The sequence below is a fragment of the Streptomyces sp. NPDC018693 genome, assembly GCF_044391385.1.
Classification (GTDB): Bacteria; Actinomycetota; Actinomycetes; order Streptomycetales; family Streptomycetaceae; genus Streptomyces.
On the sequence record NZ_JBIRZZ010000004.1, the window covers coordinates 540,901 to 561,915 of the forward strand.

At 69.2% G+C, this 21,015-nt stretch carries 16 protein-coding genes and 1 pseudogene; 5 read left to right on the forward strand and 12 right to left on the reverse strand.

The genetic code is table 11. The features are described from left to right. Positions 1–38 precede the first annotated feature (38 nt). Genes ACH5AC_RS14390 through ACH5AC_RS14400 form a run of 3 tightly spaced genes read right to left on the reverse strand, consistent with a single transcriptional unit; the run spans position 39 to position 3,126 of the window. Positions 39–869 (reverse strand): carbohydrate ABC transporter permease, encoded by an 831-nt coding sequence (locus tag ACH5AC_RS14390; protein ID WP_398862058.1) that lies wholly within the window; start codon positions 867–869, stop codon positions 39–41. Continuing rightward, positions 866–1,810 carry a carbohydrate ABC transporter permease gene (locus ACH5AC_RS14395; protein ID WP_398862059.1) on the reverse strand — a complete coding sequence of 315 codons (945 nt, stop codon included), beginning with the start codon at positions 1,808–1,810 and terminating at the stop codon, positions 866–868. Before ACH5AC_RS14395 ends, ACH5AC_RS14390 begins: the two co-directional genes overlap by 4 nt. Next, entirely contained in the window at positions 1,810–3,126 is a 1,317-nt protein-coding gene (locus ACH5AC_RS14400; protein ID WP_398862060.1) for an extracellular solute-binding protein, read from the reverse strand. The genes ACH5AC_RS14395 and ACH5AC_RS14400 overlap by 1 nt, the downstream gene beginning before the upstream one ends. Positions 3,127–3,280: 154 nt before the next feature. Here ACH5AC_RS14400 and ACH5AC_RS14405 point away from each other — a divergent pair, with 154 nt between their 5' ends. The 4 genes from ACH5AC_RS14405 (at position 3,281) to ACH5AC_RS14420 (ending at position 10,146) form a co-directional block, all read left to right on the forward strand. Next, positions 3,281–5,653: a glycoside hydrolase family 2 protein gene (locus tag ACH5AC_RS14405; protein WP_398862061.1), complete on the forward strand. Its 2,373-nt coding sequence runs from the start codon at positions 3,281–3,283 to the stop codon at positions 5,651–5,653. Continuing rightward, positions 5,650–6,678, forward strand: a complete 1,029-nt coding sequence (locus tag ACH5AC_RS14410) for a LacI family DNA-binding transcriptional regulator (RefSeq protein ID WP_398862062.1) — start codon at positions 5,650–5,652, stop codon at positions 6,676–6,678. The genes ACH5AC_RS14405 and ACH5AC_RS14410 overlap by 4 nt, the downstream gene beginning before the upstream one ends. A 121-nt stretch (positions 6,679–6,799) precedes the next feature. After that, positions 6,800–8,020, forward strand: coding sequence for a thiolase family protein (locus ACH5AC_RS14415; RefSeq protein WP_398862063.1), 1,221 nt, complete (start codon positions 6,800–6,802; stop codon positions 8,018–8,020). Then, the gene (locus ACH5AC_RS14420; RefSeq protein WP_398862064.1) at positions 8,017–10,146 is read left to right on the forward strand and encodes a 3-hydroxyacyl-CoA dehydrogenase NAD-binding domain-containing protein; all 2,130 of its coding nucleotides are present in this window, start codon (positions 8,017–8,019) and stop codon (positions 10,144–10,146) included. The genes ACH5AC_RS14415 and ACH5AC_RS14420 overlap by 4 nt, the downstream gene beginning before the upstream one ends. A gap of 52 nt (positions 10,147–10,198) precedes the next feature. On the opposite strand, the gene ACH5AC_RS14425 is transcribed toward ACH5AC_RS14420, so the two are convergent. The 4 genes from ACH5AC_RS14425 to ACH5AC_RS14440 form a co-directional block, all read right to left on the reverse strand. Continuing rightward, complete coding sequence (locus ACH5AC_RS14425; protein ID WP_398862065.1) at positions 10,199–10,348, reverse strand: hypothetical protein; 150 nt, start codon at positions 10,346–10,348, stop codon at positions 10,199–10,201. A 12-nt stretch (positions 10,349–10,360) separates the two neighbouring features. Beyond that, complete coding sequence (locus ACH5AC_RS14430) at positions 10,361–11,050, reverse strand: hyaluronoglucosaminidase (protein WP_398862066.1); 690 nt, start codon at positions 11,048–11,050, stop codon at positions 10,361–10,363. A 63-nt stretch (positions 11,051–11,113) separates the two neighbouring features. After that, positions 11,114–12,130, reverse strand: coding sequence for a hypothetical protein (locus ACH5AC_RS14435; protein ID WP_398862067.1), 1,017 nt, complete (start codon positions 12,128–12,130; stop codon positions 11,114–11,116). Beyond that, entirely contained in the window at positions 12,127–12,477 is a 351-nt protein-coding gene (locus ACH5AC_RS14440) for a hypothetical protein (protein ID WP_398862068.1), read from the reverse strand. Before ACH5AC_RS14440 ends, ACH5AC_RS14435 begins: the two co-directional genes overlap by 4 nt. A gap of 818 nt (positions 12,478–13,295) precedes the next feature. On the opposite strand from ACH5AC_RS14440, the pseudogene ACH5AC_RS14445 reads away from it, so the two are divergent. After that, positions 13,296–13,688, forward strand: a pseudogene (locus ACH5AC_RS14445) (helix-turn-helix domain-containing protein); the annotation flags it as partial. A 356-nt stretch (positions 13,689–14,044) separates the two neighbouring features. On the opposite strand, the gene dxs reads toward ACH5AC_RS14445, so the two are convergent. The 5 genes from dxs to ACH5AC_RS14470 all read right to left on the reverse strand — a co-directional run bounded on the left by dxs (position 14,045) and on the right by ACH5AC_RS14470 (position 20,973). Continuing rightward, positions 14,045–15,973 carry a 1-deoxy-D-xylulose-5-phosphate synthase gene (gene dxs / locus ACH5AC_RS14450; RefSeq protein ID WP_398862069.1) on the reverse strand — a complete coding sequence of 643 codons (1,929 nt, stop codon included), beginning with the start codon at positions 15,971–15,973 and terminating at the stop codon, positions 14,045–14,047. A 219-nt stretch (positions 15,974–16,192) separates the two neighbouring features. After that, positions 16,193–17,521 (reverse strand): sugar ABC transporter permease, encoded by a 1,329-nt coding sequence (locus tag ACH5AC_RS14455; protein ID WP_398862070.1) that lies wholly within the window; start codon positions 17,519–17,521, stop codon positions 16,193–16,195. Beyond that, positions 17,518–18,309, reverse strand: a complete 792-nt coding sequence (locus tag ACH5AC_RS14460; RefSeq protein ID WP_398862071.1) for an ATP-binding cassette domain-containing protein — start codon at positions 18,307–18,309, stop codon at positions 17,518–17,520. Before ACH5AC_RS14460 ends, ACH5AC_RS14455 begins: the two co-directional genes overlap by 4 nt. Positions 18,310–18,547: 238 nt before the next feature. Beyond that, the gene (locus tag ACH5AC_RS14465; protein ID WP_398862072.1) at positions 18,548–19,639 is read right to left on the reverse strand and encodes a sugar ABC transporter substrate-binding protein; all 1,092 of its coding nucleotides are present in this window, start codon (positions 19,637–19,639) and stop codon (positions 18,548–18,550) included. 122 nt (positions 19,640–19,761) lie between these two features. Beyond that, on the reverse strand, positions 19,762–20,973 hold the full coding sequence (locus ACH5AC_RS14470; protein WP_398862074.1) for an ROK family transcriptional regulator: 1,212 nt from the start codon (positions 20,971–20,973) through the stop codon (positions 19,762–19,764). Between the last annotated feature and the right edge of the window lie 42 nt (positions 20,974–21,015).

Below are 21,015 nucleotides of genomic sequence, written 5' to 3' on the forward strand. Positions count from 1 at the left end.
GTGTAGCTCGCGCAGTTCCCCGCGCCCCTAAAGGCACCTCACCTGGTCGCGCCTTTCATGAAGCCGTTGTAGATGTAGCGCTGCAGGGTGAGGAAGACGATCAAAGTCGGGAGGATCACCAGGATCGCGCCCGCTGAGATGGTCTCCCAGTGGGCACCGAAGGGGCCCTTGAAGCGGAACAGGGACGTCGAGATCACGCCAAGATCCTGGGAGGGCATGTAGAGGAAGGGGATGTAGAAGTCGTTGTAGACGGTGATGCCCTTCACGATCACGACCGTCGCGATGGCGGGTTTGAGGAGCGGGAAGATGATCTTGCGGTAGATCGTGAAGGCGTTGGCGCCGTCCAGGCGGGCCGCCTCGTCCAGGGAGGTCGGGATGGACCGGACGAACTGCAGGAAGATGTAGATCGAGACGATGTCCGTGCCCATGTAGAGGGCGATGGGCGCCCACAGCGTGTCGAACATGCCGAAGCCGTTGACGATCTGGAAGGTCGCCACCTGGGTGGTGACGCCGGGGACCAGGGCGGCCAGCAGGAACAGGGCCACGACCAGCTTCCTGAAGCGGAACGTGAAGCGGTCGACCGCGTAGGCCGTCATCGAGCCGATGAGGACGGTCCCTCCGATCGAGAACAGCAGGATGATCGCGGTGTGGCCGAAGGCGGAGAACATCCGGCCGTCCTGGAACGCGGTCACGTAGTTGTCGAAGTTCAGCAGGTTGTCGGGGAGCGTGAGCGCCCCGCTGTCGTCCGCCAGCTCCTGCTCGGTCTTCAGGGACGTCAGCAGGACCACGCCCAGCGGCAGCAGGACGACCAGCGTGGCGAGGACCAGGGACAGGTACACCAGCGTGCGGGCTGCGGCGCGGCGGGTCATACGAGGTCCACCCTGTCGTCGGGGACGAGGCGGCGCTGCAGCCAGGTCACCGCCAGGATGATCAGCAGCAGGACCACGGCGGCGGCCGAGGCGAGGCCCGTCTTGTTGAACTGGAAGGCCAGCTTCACGGTCTGGATCACGAAGGTCTCGGTGCCGGTCGCCCCGCCGGTCATGATGTACGGGATCTCGAAGGCGGAGAGGGACCCGGAGACCGAGAGGATGACGGTCAGCGTCAGGATCGGCTTGATGCCGGGGAGGATGATGTAGCGGAACTGGTGCCGGCGGGTCGCGCCGTCCAGTTCGGCCGCCTCGTACAGCTCGCCGGGGATCGACTGGATCGCGCCGAGGAAGAGCACGAAGTTCAGGCCCAGGTAGCGCCAGATCGAGACGCCGGCGAGCGAGGTGTTCGCGGAGACCGGGGTGCCGAGCCAGGCGTGGTCGGAGTGGTACCCGAACAGGGCGAGGATCGAGTCGAGGGTGCCGCCGTCCTGGAAGAAGTACAGGAAGACGAAGCCGATCGCGACGCCGTTGATCAGGTACGGGAAGAACAGCACGCCCTTGAAGAAGTTCCGGAAGCGGGTGTTGAAGCTGAGGATCGTCGCGAAGTAGAGCGCGGCCACGATCTGCACGGCGGAGGCGGCCAGGTAGTAGCCGCTGACGAAGAACACCTCGAACAGGTCGGGGCGGGTGAACAGTTCGGTGTAGTTCTCGGCACCCGTGTAGTGCAGTTCGGGGCTGACGCCGTCCCAGTCGGTGAAGCTGTACGCGACCATGTTGACGATCGGCGCGTAGGTGAAGGTGATCAGCAGGGCGAGGGGTGCGAGCAGGAACAGCCAGGGGGTCAGGCGCCGCCAGACGCGGGCCCGGCGCGGGGCCGGGGCCGGCACGGGGGTGTCCCGGGCCGGCCGCGTCGCGGGGTTACGAAGGGCCGTGCCGGCCATCAGGACCCCACGGTCTTCTGGGTGTCGGTCCACTTCTTGCCGAGCTCGTCGAGGAAGTCGTCCAGGCTGCCCTTGCGGGCGCCGCGTGCGAGGTCGACCAGGTCCTGGCGGTAGTCGGGGGTGTTGATGCCGACCTCGGACTCGGCGTCGATCAGCTTGACCTGGGCGCCCTTGCTGTCGTCCAGCTCGATGAGCTCGACGCCCGCGTCCTCGTACGGCTGGAGCACCTCGGGCATGGGCGCGTCCTTCAGCGGCGAGATGGCCAGGTTGTCCTTGTCGTAGCCGGACTTGTCGGTGAACCAGTCGAGCCAGGCGCGGGCGGCTTCCTTGTTCTTGGAGTGGACGTTGATGCCCTGGTTGTAGTCGGGGCCGACCGTGGAGCAGAACGTGCCGTTCGTCTGGGCGGGGAAGGGCATGAAGCCGATGTCGTCGGGGTTCGTGCCGGCCTTCCGGGCGGCGTCCTGGAACTGGATGATCGCCCAGGTGCCGAGCCACTGCGTGGCGATCTCACCCTTGGCCAACTGCGGCTTGGACGCCTCCCAGTTGGAGGTCGTCGGGTCCTTCTCGGCGAGGCCCTCGTGGACGATGTCGTGCAGGAGGGTGTCACCGACGCGCAGGTCGGCGCCCTCGGCCCAGGGGTTGCCCTCGGCGAGTTTGGTGGTGGCCTGCGGGTCGCAGTGGACCGCGCCGTTGACGGCCGTCCAGCCGCTCAGGGTCCAGCCGGCGGCGAAGTTGGTGTAGTAGGGGACCGCGTCGGTCTTCTCCTTGATGGCCTTCAGGGCGTCGATGAACTCGGCGGGTGTGGTCGGCCATGCGGTGACGCCGGCCTGGCTCCAGACGCGCTTGTTGTAGAGGAAGCCCGGCATCACACCGTTGGGGCTCTGGCCGTAGACCTTGCCGTCGACGGACGTGAAGTCGGTGAACCGGTACTTCTCGCTGCGCTCCTCCACCGTGCCGAGGGAGGCGAAGAACTTCGGGTAGTCGTCCTTCTTGATGACCGCCGGGATCAGCAGGACGTCGCCGTAGTTCTCCGTGTTCATACGGATCTTGACTTCGGCCTCGTAGTTGGTGAGGCCCTCGAACTCGACCTTCACCTTCGGATAGACCTTGTTGAACTCTGCGGCGTACTTGTCCATCGTGCCGTCCTGCACGAGGTCGGTGCGGACGGTGAGGACCTTGATGGTGCCGCTGACCTTCGACGGATCGTCAGCGGCCTTGGCGTCGGCGCCCTTCGACGTGCCTCCGGTGGAGGTGCAGGCGGGGAGGACGAGCAGCGCGGCAGCCACGGCGGTGGCCAGAACAGTACGGCGGTTCATGTGCGTCAGCTCCGTTCGACTGGGACGGAAGAGCACGTGCGGGTTGGCTGATTCGGCACTCTGACAGCGCTTGCCTCAACCGGTAAAGTCCCAAACCCGCCAACGATGCGAGAACTGCGTCAGGTCCTGGACTGGACCGGTTTAGGGAGCGCGCATGCTGGAGGCCACACCGCTCGACGAGGGATGGATCCTGCGACACGAGGGGGGTGAGCTTCCGGCCCGGGTGCCGGGCTGTGTGCACACCGATCTGCTGGCCGCCGGGGTGATCCCGGACCCCTTCCTCGGACGGAACGAGACCGAGGTCGCGTGGGTCGGACGGCGGGACTGGACGTACGAGACCGACCTGGGGTCCACCGGCGGGCACGAGCAGACCGACCTCGTCTTCGAGGGGCTCGACACCGTCGCCGAGATCACGCTCGACGGCCGGCTCCTGGGCCGGACGAGGAACATGCACCGGGCGTACCGCTTCGACGTGACGGGGCTCCAGGGACGGCTCGCCGTGCGCTTCGTCTCCGCCTACGCCGAGGCCGAGGCCGTGCGCGGAAAGCTCGGCGAGCGCCCCGCCGCCTACGCCGAGCCCTACCAGTACGTGCGCAAGATGGCCTGCTCCTTCGGCTGGGACTGGGGGCCCACCCTGGTGACGGCCGGGATCTGGCGGCCGGTGCGGCTGGAGCGCTGGTCGACGGCGCGGATCGCCCGGGTGCGGCCGCTGGTGAGCGTCGAACAGGGCGCCGGTGTCGTCGAGTTGCACATCGACGTCGAGCGGACCCGGGTGGAGGCCGACCTCACGGTGGAGGCGCGGGTGGCCGGGGTCCGGGTGCGCGGGCGGGTCGAGGGCAGCGCCGCCGTCGTACGCCTTCAGGTGCCGGACGTACGGCTGTGGTGGCCGCGCGGTTACGGTGAACAGTCGCTGTATGACGTGGAGTTGACGCTGCTGCACGGTGTGGACGCGTTGGACGGATGGCGGCGGCGGATCGGCTTTCGCGACCTGGAACTGGACACCTCCGCCGACGCGCACGGCACCGGCTTCACCCTGGTCGTCAACAGGGAGCGGATCTTCGCGCGCGGCGTGAACTGGATCCCCGACGACGTGTTCCCGTCCCGGGTGACGCGTGAGCGGTACCGGGAGCGGCTCGGGCAGGCGGCCGACGCGGGGGTGGATCTGGTCCGGGTGTGGGGCGGCGGGATCTACGAGAGCGAGGACTTCTACGACGCCTGCGACGAGCTCGGGCTGCTGGTCTGGCAGGACTTCCCGTTCGCGTGCGCGGCCTACCCCGAGGAGCAGCCGCTGCGGGGCGAGGTGGAGGCGGAGGCCCGGGAGAACGTCGTACGGCTGATGCCGCATCCCTCGCTGGTGCTGTGGAACGGCAACAACGAGAACCTGTGGGGGTTCCGGGACTGGGGGTGGGAGGAGCGGCTGGCCGGGGACTCCTGGGGCGAGGGGTACTATCTGGGAGTCCTGCCGCGTGTGGTGGCCGAGTTGGACCCGACACGGCCGTACACCGCGGGTAGTCCCTGGTCGGGTTCCTGGGAGCATCACCCGAACGACCCGGCGCACGGCACGCACCACTCCTGGGAGGTGTGGAACCGGGTGGACTACGCCGAGTACCGCAGGGAAGTGCCGCGTTTCGTAGCCGAGTTCGGCTGGCAGGCGCCGCCCGCGTACGCCACGCTGCGGCGCGCCCTGCCCGGGGAGGAGCCGGCTCCCGGCTCCCCCGGGATGCTGCACCACCAGAAGGCCGACGACGGCAACGGCAAGCTGGAGCGCGGGCTCGCCCGGCACTTCGCCGTGCCGGAGAAGGACTTCGACCGGTGGCACTACCTGACGCAGGTCAACCAGGCGCGGGCGGTGGCCGCCGGGATCGAGCACTGGCGGTCGCACTGGCCGGTGTGTGCGGGCACGGTCGTCTGGCAGCTCAACGACTGCTGGCCGGTGACCTCCTGGGCGGCCATCGACGGGGACGGGCGGGCCAAGCCGCTGTACCACGAGCTGCGGCGGGTGTACGCGGACCGGCTGCTGACGCTTCAAGTGCGCGGCGGCGAGCTGCTGTTGGCGGCCGTCAATCAGGGCGGTGAGGAGTGGCGCGGTTCCCTGACGCTGCGTCGGATGAGCGTGGGCGGCGAGGTGATCGGCCGGGCCGGACTGGAACTGGTGGCCGGGCGGCGGGCCGTGGGTGAGGTGCGGGTACCGCCGGAGCTGGTGCCGGTCGGGGCGGAGGAGTTCCTGGTGGCGGATGCCGACGGTGGCCTGCGGGCCCTGTACTTTCCGGTGCCCGACCGTGACATCCCCTATCGTCGGCCGGAGTTCGACGTGCAGGTGGCGCCGGGTGCGGTGACGGTGACGGCCCACACCCTCGTACGGGATCTGCTGCTCCAGGCGGACCGGATGGAGCCGGGGGCGCGGGCGGACCGGGGGCTGGTCACGCTGCTTCCCGGCGAACGGGTGACCATCGGGGTCGAGGGCTGGGAGACTCCCGATGCCGCCGCAGCCCGATCCGCCCTGTACTGCTTGGAGCCCAGCCGATGACCGCACCCCGGGTGACGATCAAGGACGTGGCCGCGCGCGCCGGCGTGTCCAAGGGGGCGGTGTCCCTCGCGTTCAACCACAAGCCCGGCCTGTCCGAGGCCACCCGGGACCGGATCTTCGCGGCGGCGCGGGAGCTGGGCTGGGCGCCGAACCTCACCGCGCGGTCGCTGTCCAGCTCACGGGTCGACGTGGTGGGGCTGGCGATCTGCCGGCCGGCCCGGATGCTCGGCCTGGAGCCGTTCTACATGGAGTTCGTCTCCGGGGTGGAGAGCGTGCTGACCGAGCACTCCTGCTCGCTGCTGCTGCGGCTGGTGAAGAGCGTGGAGGAGGAGGTCGGGCTGCAGGAGGCGTGGTGGCGGGGGCGGCAGATCGGCGGGTCGATCCTGGTGGACTTCCGGGCCGACGACCCCCGGGTGGCGGCGGCCGAGCGGCTGGGGATGCCGGTGGTGGCGGTCGGGCATCCCTCGCTGACCGGGAGCCTGACCTCGGTGTGGACCGACGACGCGACGGCGATGACGGAGGCGGTGCGGTATCTCGCCGCGCTGGGGCACCGTCGTATCGCCCGGGTGGGCGGCACGGCGGCGCTCGGGCACACGGTGATACGGACGGCGGCCTTCGACGCGGCGGCGCGGGCGCTGGGGCTGGCCGGGGCGTCGCAGGTGGCGACCGACTACTCGGGGGACGCGGGGGCGCGGGCGACGCGGGGCCTGCTGACGGCCGCTCCGCCGGACCGGCCGACGGCGATCGTCTACGACAACGACATCATGGCGGTGGCCGGGCTGTCGGTGGCCGCCGAGATGGGTGTCCGGGTCCCCGAGGACGTCTCCCTGCTCGCCTGGGACGACTCGCAGCTGTGCCGCCTGACGCATCCGACGCTCTCCGCGATGAGCCACGACGTGCACGGCTTCGGCGCAGAGGCGGCCCGGACGCTGTTCGGTGTGATCATGGGAGAGGGCCCGGGCTCTCATCCCGTACCGACGCCGGTGCTGACGCCGAGGGGATCCACGGCTCCCCCGAAGGTGTGACCTTCACCGCTTGGACGTGCGGGACTGGGCAGCTACGTTACCCACAAGTAGCATGGGCCTGAGCGCGCGCTCAGCGCAGCGCACCGCAGCAGTGCCATCCCGCACCTGGAGGAGAGCCATCGTGCCTCGTACCGTCAGGGACGTCGTCTTCGTCGACGGCGTCCGTACCCCGTTCGGCAAGGCGGGCCCGAAGGGCATCTACCACGAGACCCGCGCCGACGACCTCGTCGTGAAGGCGATCCGGGAGCTGCTGCGCCGCAACCCCGGTCTCGACCCGAAGAAGATCGACGAGGTCGCCATCGCCGCGACCACGCAGATCGGCGACCAGGGCCTGACCATCGGCCGTACCGCCGGCATCCTCGCGGGCCTCCCGCAGTCGGTGCCCGGCTACTCGATCGACCGCATGTGCGCCGGCGCCCTGACCGCCGTGACCACGGTCGCCGGTTCGGTCGCCTTCGGCGCCTACGACATCGCGATCGCGGGCGGTGTCGAGCACATGGGCCGCCACCCGATGGGCGAGGGCGTCGACCCCAACCCGCGCTTCGTCTCCGAGAAGCTGGTCGACGAGTCGGCGCTGTTCATGGGCATGACCGCCGAGAACCTGCACGACCGCTACCCGCAGATCACCAAGGAGCGCGCGGACGAGTACGCGGTGCGCTCCCAGGAGAAGGCCGCCAAGGCGTACGCCAACGGCAAGATCCAGGCCGACCTGGTGCCGATCTCGGTGCGCCGTACGAACCCCGAGGCCGGCGAGACCGGCTGGGGTCTGGTCACCGCCGACGAGCCGATGCGCCCGGGCACGACGCTGGAGAACCTGGCCGGCCTGAAGACCCCGTTCCGGGTGCACGGCCGGGTCACCGCCGGTAACGCGGCCGGTCTGAACGACGGTGCCACCGCCTCCCTCATCGCCTCCGAGGACTTCGCCCGCGAGAACGGCCTGCCGGTCAAGATGCGCCTGGTCTCCTACGCCTTCGCGGGCGTGGAGCCGGAGGTCATGGGCTACGGTCCGATCCCGGCGACGGAGAAGGCCCTCGCCCAGGCGGGCCTGTCCATCTCCGACATCGGCCTGTTCGAGATCAACGAGGCGTTCGCCGTCCAGGTCCTGGCCTTCCTGGACCACTACGGCATCGCGGACGACGACGAGCGCGTCAACCAGTACGGCGGCGCCATCGCCTTCGGTCACCCGCTGGCCTCCTCCGGCGTCCGGCTGATGACGCAGCTGGCCCGCCAGTTCGAGGAGCAGCCGCAGGTCCGCTACGGCCTGACCACCATGTGCGTCGGCTTCGGCATGGGCGCGACGGTCATCTGGGAGAACCCGCACTTCGACGGAGGCAACAAGTGAGCACCACCGCTGAGCTCCTGAAGGGCGCGGCCGAGCTGTTCCCCGACGAGGTCGTCACCCAGGCGCACGTACGCCACCTCGACCTGCCGTACGGCGCGGGCCGCTTCGCCCTGATCACGCTGGACAACGGCTTCGACCACACCAAGCCGACCACGTTCGGCCCGGCCTCGCTGGCGAACCTCAACACCGCGATCGACCAGGTCGAGAAGGAAGCGGCCGAGGGCGACATCGTCGGCGTCGGCATCACCGGCAAGCCGTTCATCTTCGCCGTCGGCGCCGACCTCAAGGGCGTCGAGCTGCTGAAGGAGTACGACCACGCGCTGGCCATCGGCAAGGGCGGCCACGAGGTGTTCAAGCGCCTCGCGGGTCTCGCCGTGCCGAGCTTCGCCTACTACAACGGCGCGGCCATGGGCGGCGGCGTCGAGGTCGGTCTGCACTGCACCTACCGGACCGTCTCCAAGGCGCTCCCGGCGTTCTCCCTGCCCGAGGTCTTCCTCGGCCTGGTCCCCGGCTGGGGCGGCTGCACCCTGCTGCCGAACCTGATCGGCGCCGACAAGGCCGTCTCGGTGATCATCGAGAACAGCCTCAACCAGAACAAGCAGCTCAAGGGGCAGCAGGTCTTCGACCTGGGCATCGCCGACGCCCTGTTCGAGGGCGCGGACTTCCTGGAGCAGTCGCTGATCTGGACGGCCCAGGTGCTGAAGGGCGACGTCGAGGTCGAGCGCCCGGTGATCGACCGCGGCGACGCCTGGGACCAGGCCGTCGCCAGGGGCCGCTTCATCGCGGACTCCAAGGTGCACGGCGCGGCCCCGGCCGCCTACCGCGCCCTGGACATCATCGCCGCCGCCAAGAACGGCGACCTCCAGCAGGGCTACGACGCCGAGGACACGGCGCTCGCCGACCTGATCATGGGCGGTGAACTGCGCGCGGGCATCTACGCGTTCAACCTCGTCCAGAAGCGCGGCAAGCGCCCGGCGGGCGCCCCGGACAAGAACCTGGCGCGCCCGGTCTCCAAGGTCGGTGTCGTCGGCGCCGGTCTGATGGCCTCGCAGCTGGCGCTGCTGTTCCTGCGCCGCCTGGAGGTCCCGGTCGTCCTCACGGACATCGACCAGGAGCGCGTCGACAAGGGTGTGGGCTATGTCCACGCCGAGATCGACAAGCTGCTCGGCAAGGGCCGCATCAACCAGGACAAGGCCAACCGCCTCAAGGCGCTGGTCACCGGCGTCCTGGACAAGGCCGAGGGCTTCGCGGACGCGGACTTCGTCATCGAGGCCGTGTTCGAGGAGATCGGCGTCAAGCAGCAGGTGTTCGCGGAGGTCGAGGCGGTCGCCCCGGCGCACGCGATCCTGGCGACGAACACCTCGTCGCTCTCGGTGTCGGAGATGGCGTCGAAGCTGAAGCACCCCGAGCGGGTCGTCGGCTTCCACTTCTTCAACCCGGTGGCGGTGCTGCCGCTCCTGGAGATCGTCCGCGGCGAGAAGACCGACGACGCCTCGCTGGCCACGGCCTTCGCCGTCGCCAAGAAGCTGAAGAAGACCGCGGTCCTGGTCAAGGACGCCCCGGCGTTCGTCGTGAACCGCATCCTGACCCGCTTCATGGGCGAGGTCCAGAACGTCATCGACGAGGGCACCCCGGTCGACGTGGCGGAGAAGGCGGTGGAGCCCCTGGGCCTGCCGATGTCCCCGCTGGTCCTGCTGGAGCTGGTCGGCCCGGCCATCGGTCTGCACGTCTCCGAGACCCTCAACCGGGCCTTCCCGGACCGCTTCAAGGTCTCCCCCAACCTCAAGGCGGTCGTCGAGGCCGGCAAGCGCGGCTTCTACGTCTACGACAGCGGCAAGCCGGAGCTGGACCCGGAGGTCGCCGCGCTGCTCAAGCAGGGCGACACCGTCCTGACCGAGGAGCAGGTGCGCGCCCGCGTCCTGGAGGCGGTGGCGCAGGAGATCGGGCTGATGCTCGACGAGGGCGTCGTCGCCGAGGCGCAGGACATCGACCTGTGCCTGATCACGGGCGCCGGCTGGCCCTTCCACCTGGGCGGCATCACACCGTACCTGGACCGCGAGGGCGTCTCCGAGCGAGTGAACGGCAAGAAGTTCCTGGCTCCGGGCGTGGCCTCGGTGCCGGCGTAACGGCCGTACGTGACTGAAGAGGGCCTCCGCCTGCGGGCGGAGGCCCTCTTCGTCATCCCTGGTCCTGCTCGGCGGCCGCCGCGAGCTTGGCCCTCAGTTCGGCGTTCTCCGCCTCCAGGACGGCGATGCGCTTGCGGGCGAAGTACAGCTCCATCACGGCGTCATGGAACTCGGAGATGAGCTCTTCGGGCGTCAGTTGCATCTCATGTCCCCCCTACGCCGACGCCACTTGGGTGACCGTGCCGTTGCCGCCCTTCCAGTAAAGGGCGCCGTTGCGAGCGTAGAGGGAGCCGCCGCCGAGTGCGGCGGGCGCGTTCGTCGGTACGGCGGTGACGTCCGCCAGTCGTACCACGCCCTCGGCGAGCACGGCCGACGCAGCGTTCTCGGCGCGCTGCACCACATGCAGCTGCGCCTGGGGCGTGGCGCCACGGGCGATACCGATGCCGACCCGGCCCGAACCCTTGACGGTGAGGTCGTCCAGGCCGTCGTTGTTGCGCAGGACGAGCAGGGCGCCCTTGGTGGCGCCGTCGGTCGCGGTCACGAAGATGCCCTGCGCGGCCGTGCCCGCGGTCCGGAGGTCGAGGGAGAGCGCGGCGGCGTTCGCGTCCGAGCCGTCGGCGTACCCCATGTGGGAGATCTTCAGGGTGCCGCGCCCGGTCTCCCTTCCGGTCACGTACATCGCCGAGTCCTCCGGGTTGTCGGAGGTGACGTTCAGCGCCACCGACGCACCGGAGGTCGCCTTGTGGTTGATGGTGACGGTGTGCGCCGTCGTGGACGTCCCGTAGAACTGGGCGGGCGAGGTGTACAGCGTGTACGCGTCGTCGGCAGCCGCCTCCGAACCGGCCGCGACGGTCACCGCGCCCGTGGTGAAGGCGCCCAGGAAGACTCTTCGTCCCACTGCCATGAACGGACTCGCTCTCTTCGTGGTGGAGTCGCATCGCGTCCGCGTGATGCGGAGATCATGTGATCACACCTCCTGCCACGCTGTCAGGGCCAGGCCGGGCTCGTCCTTGCGGCGGCTGATGAGGAGCCTGCCGGTGGACGGGGACAGCGCGGCGGCGACCACCCGGTCCTCGGCGTCCTTGGCGAGCGCGATCTCGGCGTCGACGGGCAGGATCGGGCCGGATTCGGTCCACCAGGCGCCGGCCGACTCGTCCTCGGTGGGGTACGCAGCGAAGACGACGCGGCCGTTGGACGAGCGCTGGGCGAGCATTGTGCAGTCGTGGCCGTCAAGTTCACAGCGGATCGCGGCGACCGGGCCGGGGCCGGCGGCGCTGATCAGGGCTTGGGGCTTGGAGCCGGGGCGCCAGGCGCACAGCTCGCCGACCTCGTCCGTGAAGAATAGGGTGGTGTTCTCCTCGGAGGTGGCCACGGCGCACAGCGTGCCCGGGCGGGCCGCGACCTCCGCCCTCTCTTCCACCACGACGCCGGTGGCGGGCTTCTCCTGTCGCCGGTGCAGGAGGGCGCCGGGCGCGACCGCGTACACCTCCCAACGGCCGTTCTTGCCCGCCACGGCGGCGGGCGGGCCCTGGATGTCCTCGCCGCCGAGGTCGAACCACGGGCCCCATCCGCCCTTGATCGACTGGGCGCGCATGCTCAGCCCGCCCTTGGCATTGCGGACGAAGACATGGGCGCGGCCCTGATTGTCGACGGCGACGGAGGGGTCGCCGGTGCACCGGCCCTTGCCGTTCGGGTGGCCGATGGGCTCCCAGTCCAGGGGGGCCAGCAGGGGCCTGAAGTGCGTGGAGTGCACCAGGCCGGATTCGTCGGCCACCGTGGGACGCCATGAGACCAGATGTCCGTAGGCGTCGATGCCCTGGCCGACCGAGAGGACGGGGTGCAGGCGCTGGTCTCCGCCGATCTTGCGCGGGGCGTCCCAGGAACCGCCGGGTACCCGCTCCGCCCGGCACAGCACGGCGTCGCCGGAGAGCTGGTAGACACTGAGGCGGCCGTCCCGGCCGCGTATGAGCCACTTGCCATTCACCCGTTCACTCTATTCCGCCGGTCGCCCGCATCCCCGTCGGGGACCCCGCGGCGCGTGCGAGGCTGGACGCCCGGTCGGCCCGGGCGCTTGCTGTGCGGCATGTGCATAAGGTCCCGCAGGGCGTGCTGCACCAAGAGGAAGGCGTCGGCGAGCGCAGGCTCCCCCGTGTCGCAGCCGGTGACGGGAGTGACGTTGTCTGACAGCTGGAAGTGTTCGCGTACTCGGTCTGGCCCGATGGCACCGTTGAACGGCTGGAATCTGGTCCGCTCCTCGGCGACGTCTTCCATCAGGATGCGTCCCTCATCGCCGTGGCAGGACAAGATCACATAGGGTGCGATCGGTCTCATGCCGTCCAGCGCCGCCACCAGATGGCGAGGCGACCGGCTGGACCTCGCGCACCCGCGACGGACGCTGAGCGGCGAGCCACTCCGCTCTTCTCGATGCATCACTCGGCCAAGATGCCACGGCCACGGCCGTCGACACCGCTGATCACGAAACTGCGGTCGAGCCTCCAAAGTCACCGGTATCGCATCCAGGGTGTCTCTTTGACCCGTGGTTCCTGAAGCTCGGCCTCCCTCTGAAGGCTGACGGCGACGCGCGGGATTCTGTCGGAATGGATACGTTCGCGGCGCGGCTGGACGGCGCATGGGAGTGGTGGACGGCCGCCATTGAGGAAGCGCAGGAGGGACGCTGGGTTCGTGATGCCGTGGAGCGGCAGGTGGTGGCGGACGTCATGGCCGGCGACCATTGCCCTGCACGGAGGCCGACTGGCGCCGTTCACCGAGGACTCATGGCACGAACGCATAGGGCGGATCGGCAACTGGGCCGGGGTGCTCCGGCTCGCCGCCCGGGCAGGGGGTGGGAACTCCAACCTGTCGTCGGGCCCAGCCCGAAGCACCCGCGGGTATGGCCGAGCTGCTGTCCGGCATCCATACGATCGGCGAGCAGGGTGAAAAGGGGATGACTGAGCTTCTTCGAGAGCGTCGGGTACCGCCAGAGAAGGAAGTCCCCCAGCCGAGGGTTTCCTTACCGGGCCATGATCCATCGAGGATCTCGAGCTTTCGACGAGGGCCGAACCCTGACCCTCTGACCGCGCATCAAAAGTGACCCACTTGGTGATCTTCCTCTGACCATGACCTTGGTGATCAAGGTCATGAGGGAAGAGGTGATCTGCGTGGCGGACTGGGCGGAGATCCGCAGGCTGCACCGGGCCGAGCAGATACCGATCCGGGCGATCGCGAGACACCTGGGGATCTCGAAGAACACGGTGAAGCGGACGCTGGCCAGGGACCGGCCGCCGAAGTACGAGCGGGCAGCGAAAGGCTCGGCTGTGGACGCGGTCGAGGTGCAGATCTGCGAGCTTCTTCGGGAGACTCCGACGATGCCCGCCACGGTGATCGCGGAGAGGATCGGCTGGCACCGTGGGATGACGATCCTCAAGGAGCGGGTGCGTGAGCTCAGGCCGGCGTACTTGCCGGCCGATCCGGTCTCGCGGACGACATATCAGCCGGGCGAGCTGGCCCAGTGCGATTTGTGGTTTCCGGACGTGACGTGCCCCTCGGTTATGCGCAGACCGGCAGGCCGCCGGTGCCGTCCGGGCCAAGACCCTGCTCGCCGACAAGAACTACTACGGCCGCCAGTTCGAGCAGCAACCTGCCGAGCGCGGCGTGCGGCTGGTGCGTCCGGCCCGCAAAGGCGAGGCCCGACGGGCCGGGACACACCTGCCCAAGCCGCTTCGGCAGCTGATCGAGTCGGTCAACGACATCCTCAAGGGCCAGCTCGACTTGGAGCAACGCGGCGGCCGCACGCCTGCAGGCTCGCCTCACCGCCGCCATCTGGCGCAACAACCAGACCGGACAACCGATCCACCGCTCACTGACCGCCTACAATCACTGCCCCCTTGGAATCGATCACCTAGTCGCGGGCCGGTTCCACGGAGTCGACCTCGGCCGCCGGGCGGTCATAGCGCCCGTCGAGCTGGGAGACGAGGCCCGTGACCTGGCGGGCGATGTCCGGCGCGGTCAGCCCGATCTCGGCCATGACTTCGGCACGGGACGCGTGGTCGAGGAAGCGCGGCGGGATGCCGAAGTCACGCAGGGGCACGTCGACGCCCGCGTCGCGCAGCGCCTGGGCGATCGCGGAACCGACGCCGCCGACCCGGGAGTTGTCCTCTACGGTGACGACCACGCGGTGGCGCTCCGCCAGCGGAGCCATCGCCTCGTCGACCGGCTTGACCCAGCGCGGGTCGACGACGGTCGTCGAGATGCCCTGCTTGTCGAGGAGGGAGGCGATCTCCAGGCACATGGGGGCCAGCGCGCCGACCGACACGAGCAGGACGTCCGGCGTGTCCGTGCCCGGCTCCCGCAGGACGTCCATGCCGCCGACCCGGCCCACGGCCGGCACCGCGGGGCCGACCGCGCCCTTGGAGAAGCGGACCACGGTCGGCGCGTCGTCGACCTGCACCGCCTCCCGGAGCTGCGCCCGCACCTGGTCCGCGTCGCGCGGCGCGGCCAGCCGCAGCCCCGGCACCACCTGGAGGATGGACATGTCCCACATGCCGTTGTGGGAGGCCCCGTCGGTGCCGGTGATGCCCGCCCGGTCCAGCACGAAGGTCACCCCGCACCTGTGCAGGGCGACATCCATCAGCACCTGGTCGAAGGCGCGGTTGAGGAAGGTCGCGTACACGGCGAACACGGGGTGCACCCCCGCGTGGGCCAGGCCCGCCGCGGACACGGCGCCGTGCTGCTCCGCGATGCCGACGTCGTAGACCCGGTCGGGGAACGCCTTGGCGAACCGGTCGAGGCCGACCGGCTGGAGCATGGCCGCGGTGATCGCGACGATGTCCTCCCGTTCCTTGCCGAGCGCGACCATCTCCTCGCCGAACACGGAGGTCCAGTCTGCACCGGAGGAGGCGATCGGCAGCCCGGTGTCGGGGTGGATCTTGCCGACCGCGTGGAAGCGGTCGGCCTCGTCCTGGAGGGCGGGCTGGTAGCCGCGGCCCTTCTCGGTGAGGCAGTGCACGATGACGGGCCCGCCGAACCGCTTCGCCCGCGCCAGGGCGGACTCCAGCGCCTCGATGTCATGGCCGTCGATGGGACCGACGTACTTCAGCCCGAGGTCCTCGAACATGCCCTGCGGGGCGATGAAGTCCTTCAGGCCCTTCTTCGCGCCGTGCAGCGTGTCGAACAGCGGCTTGCCGACGACGGGGGTCTTCTCCAGCACCTCCTTGGTGCGGGCGAGGAACCGCTCGTACCCGTCCGTCGTACGGAGTGTGGCGAGGTGGTTGGCGAGGCCGCCGATGGTGGGCGCGTACGACCGCTCGTTGTCGTTGACGACGATGACCAGCGGGCGGTCCTTGGCGTCGGCGATGTTGTTGAGCGCCTCCCAGGCCATACCGCCGGTGAGCGCGCCGTCACCGATCACGGCGACGACATGGCTGTCACGGTCGAGCAGCTGGTTGGCCTTGGCGATGCCGTCGGCCCAGCCGAGCACCGTGGAGGCGTGGCTGTTCTCGATGACGTCGTGCTCGGACTCGGCCTGCGAGGGGTATCCGGACAGGCCGCCCTTCATCTTCAGCTTGGAGAAGTCCTGCCGGCCGGTGAGCAGCTTGTGCACATAGGACTGGTGTCCGGTGTCCCACAGCACCTTGTCCTTCGGCGACTCGAACACGCGGTGCAGGGCGATGGTCAGCTCCACCACGCCGAGGTTGGGGCCGAGGTGGCCGCCGGTCTTGGAAACGGCGTCGACGAGGAAGGTCCGGATCTCCTCTGCCAGCTGGTCCAGCTCCTCCAGGCTGAGCCGGTCCAGATCGCGCGGTCCCCTGATGCGGGTCAGCAGCGGCACCCGTGCCTCCTTGCAGTAGAGCTGATCGAGCTGTTGCCGGGCTTGCTGAGTCTAATGTCGCCCGGTCCTATGACACGACGATGCCCGGCACATCGAAGCGCCGGGCACACAAGAAGGGGCGCGGGGCCGCATCAATATGCGGCCCCGCCGCGGGGGGCGCGACCAGCCACAACGGCGAGTCGTCCGCAGCCCCACCGCACCCCGTACGGCGAGGGGCGTCTATCCGCGCCCGGCCGCCTTCTGGCTCCTGCGGGAGACCGAGTCGATGACCACCGCACCCAGCAGAACACCACCGGTGATCATGTACTGGATCGACTGGTTCATGTTCAGCAGGTTCAGGCCGGTCGTGATCGACTGGATGACCAGCATGCCCAGCAGGGCGGACCAGACGGTACCGCGACCGCCGAAGAGGCTGGTGCCACCGATGACCGCCGCGGCGATCGCGAGCATCAGGACGTTGCCGGCGCCGGCGCTCAGCGTCGCGGACGCCGTCTGGCCGGCGAAGAACATGCCGCCGACCGCCGCGAAGCCGCCGGAGATGGCGAACACGGTGATCCGGACCATCGGCACGTTGATACCGGCACGCCGCGCCGCCTCGATGCCGCCGCCGACCGCGAAGACCTGGCGGCCGAAGGTCGTACGGCGCAGCACGAAGTCGATGATCACCAGCGCCGCCAGGAAGACCACCAGCGCGTTGGAGACGCCCTCGGCGCTGTTCAGCACGGCCGCGGCCATGAAGGACACGATCGCCAGCAGACCGACGCGGATCAGGATCTCGCTGGTCGGCCGGAACGGCACACCCGCGGCCCTGCGCCGGCGCTGCTCGCCGAAGTTGCCGACGAGGCTCAGCACCACCGCGAGACCGGCCAGCAGGTAGCCGCCGATGATGGCCTGGTCCATGAAGTAGGAGTTCTTGGCCAGGATGTGCACCGGGCCCTCGTCCGAGGGGATGTTGATGGTGCCGCTGGAGCCCAGCAGCCACAGCATCAGACCGTTCCAGCCGAGGAGGCCGGCCAGGGTCACGACGAACGCGGGTACGCCGATCTTCGCGAAGAACCAGCCGTGCAGCGCGCCGATCAGGGCGCCGGTGAGGATCGTCAGGAACAGCGACAGCCACGGGTTCATGGAGTGGTCCACCACGAACACGGCGAAGACGGTCGACGCCAGACCGCTGACGGAGCCGACCGACAGGTCGATCTCACCGAGCAGCAGCACGAACACCAGGCCGATGGAGAGCATGCCGTACGCCGACATGAAGTAGCCGATGTCGGAGAGGTTGCCGGCGCTCAGGAACCGGTCGTTCTTCAGCTGGAAGATGGTCCAGATGACGATCAGACCGATGACGACGGGCAGGGAGCCCAGCTCGCCGCCCTTGACCTTGCGGATGAACTCGGTCCAGTAGCCCTTGAAGCCCTCTTCACGGACCAGCAGCCGGGGGTCGACGACGGCGACCGGCGCGGCCGTGGGGTCGTCGGCGGGGGCGACGGTGGTCTGGTGCTTCACGGCGTCGTTCTTCTCGGCCTTGTCGACCTTGGGGGTGTCGCTCACTTTTCCGCCTCCGTGCTGCGACGCTCCGCACGACGGGTCACGGCGTTCTCCGTGGCGCCCGTGATCGCGGCGATGATCTCTTCGTGGCTGGTGTCCTTCACCGGGAAGGAGCCGTTGTTCTTGCCCAGGCGCAGCACGGCGACGGTGTCCGCCACCGCCTTGACGTCCGCCATGTTGTGGCTGATGAGGATGACGGCGAGGTTGCGCTCGCGGAGCCGCTCCACCAGGTCGAGGACCTGGGCGGTCTGCTCGACACCGAGGGCGGCGGTGGGCTCGTCGAGGATGACCAGCTTGGGCTCGCCGATCAGCGCGCGGGCGATGGCGACGACCTGGCGCTGACCGCCGGAGAGGCTCGCGATCGGGATGCGCACGCTCGGGATGCGGATGGAGAGCGTGGACAGCAGGTCGCGGGCGTTCTTCTCCATCGTCACCTCGTCGATGACGCCGCGGTGGAGCAGCTCGCGTCCGAGGTAGAGGTTGCCGACCACGTCGAGGTTGTCGCACAGCGCGAGGTCCTGGTAGACCGTCGCGACGCCGAGGCCCTGGGCGTCGTGCGGCTTGTTGATGCTGACCGCCTTGCCCTGCCACTCGATGACGCCCTCATCGATGGGGTGGACACCGGCGATGGTCTTCACCAGGGTCGACTTACCTGCGCCGTTGTCGCCCACGAGGGCGACCACTTCTCCGGCGTGGACCTCCAGGTCGACGTCGGTGAGTGCCTGCACCGCACCGAATCGCTTGGAGACTCCGCGCAACGCCAGCACGGGCGTAGCGGACACGTGAACCATCTCCTTCGCCGCCTGACCGGCGGGGATGCCGCGCTTTTCGACAGGCGCGGAGGGGTGTGCGGGACGCGGCGGCCCGGAGTGTGAGCGGCGGCGTCGGCGCACGAGGTTTACAGGATGAACATGTGTGTGTCCGTCGCGCTGGGCGACGGACTCCTTCCGACGCCCGTCCCGCAGCGGGGTTGAGGGCGGGACGGGCGTCGGAGGGGCTTGGCGGGCCCATGGCCCTGCAGCGGCGGCCTTACTGCAGGCCGGCGGCCTTGCAGGCGGCGGCGTACTGGGGGGTGCAGATGTCCGCGACGGTGTACAGGCCGTCCTTGACGACGGTGTCCTTGATGTTGGCCTTGGTGACCGACACCGGGGTCAGCAGGTTGGCGGGCACCTTGTCGCCGGAGCCGCTGGTCACCTCGGTGGGGGCGAGGGACTTGACGTCCTTGCCCTCCAGCAGGGCGATGGCGAGCTCGGCGGCGGTGTCGGCCTCCGGCTTGTACGCCTTGTAGACGGTGGCGGACTGGGTGCCGGCGACGATCCGCTGGATGGCCGCGAGCTCCGCGTCCTGGCCGGTCAGCGGGACGTTGCTGATGCCCGCGCCCTTGAGGGTGTTGGCGATACCACCGGCCATGCCGTCGTTGGCGGAGTAGACACCGGCGATGTTCTTCGCGCCCAGCTGGGTGATGGCGGCGGCCATCTTCTCGGCGGCGACGGTGTCCTTCCACAGGCCGGTCTGCTCGTAGGCGATCTTGACCTTGCCGTCGAGGGCCTTGTGCGCGCCTTCCTTGAACTGGGCAGCGTTCGGGTCGGCGTCGTCACCGTTGATCATGACGACGTTGGCCGACGGGGTGGCCTTGTCGCCCATCGCGTCGAGCAGTGCCTGACCCTGCAGCTCGCCGACCTTCACGTTGTCGAAGGAGACGTACGCGGAGACCGGGCCCTGGGCCAGACGGTCGTACGCGACGACCTTGACGCCCTTGTCCACGGCGGCCTGGATGGACGACTTGATGGCGGCCGAGTCCTGGGCGGAGATCACGATGACCTTGACGCCCTTGGTGACCATGGTGCTGACCTGCTGGGCCTGCTTGTTGGCGTCAGCCGCGGCGTTCGCGTACTCGACGGTGCAGTCGGAGCACAGCTCCTTCACCTTGGCCTCGAAGTACGGCTTGTCGAACTTCTCGTACCGCGCGGTGACGCTGTCGGGAAGCAGCAGGCCGATCGACTTGCTGTCGGAGCTGCTGCTGTCGGAGTCGTCGTCGCCCGCCTTGCCGCACGCGGCAATCGACAGGGCCATGGAAACGGCGGTGGCGCCGATCACGACTCTACGCATCGTTGCGTTCATTGGGTTGTGCCTCCCTGACAGGGCCGCAACGCTGCGGCCGAGGTGGCTCGAAGTCAACTCGGCCGCCCGTTCGACGTCAAGAAGTAAATACTTAACGAGATGGCAACGGCGTCATTCGTTCTCTAAGTGAAGGCGGGCGTGGCAGCTGGGAGCGCACCCACGCCGGTTCCGTCCAAAAGCGTCGAATCACCCATCTCGCTGAGTGCGAGGGCGAGTGCTCCGAGCACCTCCGCACGGCCTCCAAGTGCCCCCGGAAGAATGGTGAGTTGACGTGCTGCACTGGGGATCGCGTAGCGACCGACGGACTCTCTGATAGGCCCGAGGACCAGCTCTCCGGCCTCGGCGAGATCACCGCCGAGGACCACCCGGCTCGGGTTCAGCAGATTGCAGAGGTTGGCGACTCCACTGCCGATATGGCGGCCGACGTCGGCGATCACCCGACGACAGCCCGGGTCTCCGTCCTTGGCCAGCCGCACCACGCCCTCCATGGTCAGATCGGTGCCGTGGCTGGGCTGGAGGAGCGGGAGCACATAGCGAGCGGCCGCGAAGGTCTCCAGACAGCCCCGGTTTCCGCAGCGGCAGACCGGGCCGGACTCATCAAGAGTAATATGACCGATTTCTCCCGCAGTGCCACCCGGACCGCGGTAGATCTTCCCCTCGATCACCAGACCGGCGCCGACACCGCTCGCGACCTTGATGTAAGCAAGATCACGGACGCCTCGCCCGCTGCCCCAGACCATCTCGCCGAGGGCGCCGAGGTTGGCGTCGTTGTCCACGTGGACGGGCACACCGAGGCGCTCACGCAGCTCCTGGGCGGGTCGGGTGCCGATCCAGCCGGGCAGGATGGCCGAGGAGCCGAGGGTGCCGGACTCCAGGTCGATCGGGCCGGGCACACCCAGGCCCACCCCGGCGATCTTGGTGCGATCCACCCCGGTGGCCTCGACCAGACGGGTGACCAGCTGCTCCGCCCGGTCGAAGCCCTGCGCGGAGGAGGCGTCCACATCGAGCGGCTCGGACTCCTCGGCGAGCACCTGGTGGGCGAGGTTGCCGATGGCGACCCGCAGGTGGGTGTGTCCGAAGTCGATCCCTATGACGATGCCGGCGTCGCCGCTGAGGGAGACGCTACGGGCCCGGCGGCCTCCGGCCGAGGTGGGGGTGACCTCGACGGTTCCGCCGTCCTTGAGCTCCCGGACGATGTTGGAGACGGTCGCCGCGGACAGGCCGGTCGTCCGGGCGATCTCCGCCTGGGTGAGGGATCCGGCCAGCCGGACGGCTCGTACCACCCGCTCCAGGTTGGCCCGATGCAGCGACGACTGCGACCCCGGAGTCTCCACGACGACCTCCTGCGCGCGGGGCCGCTTCGATGAGACCCCGTC